The sequence below is a fragment of the Roseomonas sp. TAS13 genome, assembly GCF_001950415.1.
In the GTDB taxonomy this organism is placed as follows: Bacteria; Pseudomonadota; Alphaproteobacteria; order Acetobacterales; family Acetobacteraceae; genus Roseomonas; species Roseomonas mucosa.
The window spans coordinates 1-2,302 of the sequence record NZ_BDLP01000530.1 but is presented as its reverse complement, the minus strand read 5'-3'; the positions used below and the strand labels follow the sequence as shown (position 1 = coordinate 2,302).

At 71.9% G+C, this 2,302-nt stretch carries 3 protein-coding genes; all 3 read left to right on the top strand.

From position 1 onward, the window contains the following. Window positions 1–220: LptF/LptG family permease (locus tag ROTAS13_RS27515; protein WP_216348728.1), on the top strand; the 220-nt coding region annotated here is incomplete at its 5' end. A 49-nt stretch (window positions 221–269) separates the two neighbouring features. Beyond that, window positions 270–1,049, top strand: a complete 780-nt coding sequence (locus ROTAS13_RS23165; protein WP_099780899.1) for a sterol desaturase family protein — start codon at window positions 270–272, stop codon at window positions 1,047–1,049. Next, window positions 1,046–2,203 carry a GNAT family N-acetyltransferase gene (locus ROTAS13_RS23160; RefSeq protein WP_019463172.1) on the top strand — a complete coding sequence of 386 codons (1,158 nt, stop codon included), beginning with the start codon at window positions 1,046–1,048 and terminating at the stop codon, window positions 2,201–2,203. The genes ROTAS13_RS23165 and ROTAS13_RS23160 overlap by 4 nt, the downstream gene beginning before the upstream one ends. Window positions 2,204–2,302 lie beyond the last annotated feature (99 nt).

The window sequence follows — 2,302 nt, the reverse complement described above, 5'->3', positions numbered from 1 at the left end:
GCTGCTGGCCATGCCCGCCGCCTTCGGCCTGCCGCGCCAGCATGGCGGCACGCGGCGGGCCGCGGTTGGCCTGACGCTCGGGCTCGGCTATCTCGTGGCGCAGGGCCTGATGATCGCGATCGGCGAGGCCGGCGGGCTGGGCCCGGTTCCGGCGGCCTGGAGCATGCTGCCCTGCTTCGCCACCGCGGGCCTCCTGTGCCTGTGGCGCGAGGAGGCCTGAAGGCACATGCGGTTCCGGCATGCTCTCATCTGAGCAAGGAGGCGGTTTCATGTATGGTCCCTGGCGGGGCGGACGCAGTTTCGATCTGGGGCGGATGACGCTTCGGGAACTCGTCGTCGCCTATGCGGCGCATCCGGCGATCCATCTGTATGGGCTGCTCGCCATCATCTCGGCCGGGCTTTCCGTGCACTGGGCGGAGGGGGCGCTGCGGCCGGCGCTGGCGGTGGCCGCCACGATCCTGGCCTATCCGCTGGTCTGGTACGCCATCCACCGCTTCATCCTGCATTCGCGTTTCCTCTACCGCTCGCCGCTAACGGCGGCGCTGTGGAAGCGCGTGCATTTCGACCACCACCAGGACCCGCACCGTCTGGACGTGCTCTTCGGCGCGCCGGTGACGACGGTGCCGACCATCCTGGCCATCCTGATCCCGGTCGGCTGGCTGATCGGCGGGGCTGCGGGCGCGGCGGCGGCCTGCGCGGCGGGCTTCGTGATCACCTGCATCTACGAGTTCTGCCACTGCATCCAGCACCTGAACTTCAAGCCGCGCGGCCGGCTGCTGCGGCGGATGAAGGAGCTGCACCTCGCGCACCATTTCCACCACGAGGGCGGGAATTACGGGATCACCAGCTTCGTCGTGGATCGTGCCCTCGGCACCTATTATGGCGAGGTGCGGCAGCGGCCGCGCAGCCCGCATGTCTTCAACCTGGGCTATGACCGGGAAGAGGCCCGGCGCTTCCCCTGGGTGGAGAAGCTGACCGGCGCGCCGCCGCGCGACCGGCCCGCCCGCCCGGATGCCCGCCCGGATGCCCGCCCGGACAGGGCTGCGTGAGCGCGGCCACCGCGCGGGCTCCCTCCCCCGTCGAGATCCTCTCCGTCACGGACCGTGCGGGGATGGAGCGTTTCATCCGGCTGCCGCACGACCTGATGCGGCACGATCCCGCCTGGGTGCCGCCGCTGCGGCTGGAGCGGCGGGAAGCGCTGTCCCCGGCGAAGAACCCCTGGTTCCAGCACGGCGAGGCGGCCTTCTGGATCGCCCGGCGTGACGGGCGCGAGGTAGGGCGCATCAGCGCGCAGGACGACCGGCTGGTGCCGGAGACGGAAGGCGGGAGGCCGGCCTATTTCGGGCTGCTGGCCGCCGAAGACAGTGCCGAGGTCTTCGCGGCGCTGCTGGACACCGCCGAGGCATGGGCGCGCGGCCGTGGGCTGCGGCGGATGCTGGGGCCGTTCAGCCTTTCCATCAACGAGCAGACGGGGCTCCTCGTCTCGGGCTTCGATACGCCGCCGATGATGATGATGCCGCATGACCCGCCCCATGCCGGCACGCGGCTGGAGGCGCTGGGCTATGCCAAGGCGCGGGACATGCTGGCCTATATCAGCCCCGTGACGGAGGCGCTGCCGCCGGCGGCGGCGCGGGTGGTGGCGCGTGGCCTGCCATCCGGCGTCACCCTGCGGCCGCTGCGGCGCGCGGCGCTGCGGCAGGAGGTCGAGGCGCTGATCGGCATCTACAACGAGGCCTGGGCGGGAAACTGGGGCTTCGTGCCCTTCACCGCCGCCGAGGTGGCGCATCTGGCCGCCGAGCTGAAGCCGCTGCTGAACGAGAGGCTGGTCTGGTTCGCGGAGATGCAGGGGCGGCCCGTCGCCTTCGCCGTCTGCCTGCCGAACCTGAACGAGGCGATCCGCGACCTGTCGGGGCGGCTGCTGCCGCTCGGCTGGGCGAAGCTGCTGTGGCGGCTGAAGGTGTCGGGTGTTTCCACCGCGCGCGTGCCGCTGATGGGGGTGCGGCCGCAGTTGCAGGCGGGGCTGCTGGGGCGCGTGCTGCCGCTCTTCCTGGTGGAGGCGCTGCGGCGGGAGGCCCGTGCCCTGGGCATCCGGCAGATCGAGATGTCCTGGGTGCTGGAGGACAACCTGCCCATGCGCCACCTGGCCGAGGTCCTGGGCGCGCGGGCCTATAAGACCTACCGCATCTATGGGAAGCCGCTGTGACGGGCGTCACGGCGCTGGTCCTGGCCGGGCAGCGGCGCGGGACGGACCCGATGGCGGCCGCGGCGGGGGTTTCGCACAAGGCGCTGCTGCCGGTGGCGG

Excerpts from the sequence above, each read along its gene's own strand:
- ROTAS13_RS23165 (WP_099780899.1), top strand. The coding sequence starts at position 270 with ATGTATGGTCCCTGGCGGGGCGGACGCAGTTTCGATCTGGGGCGGATG.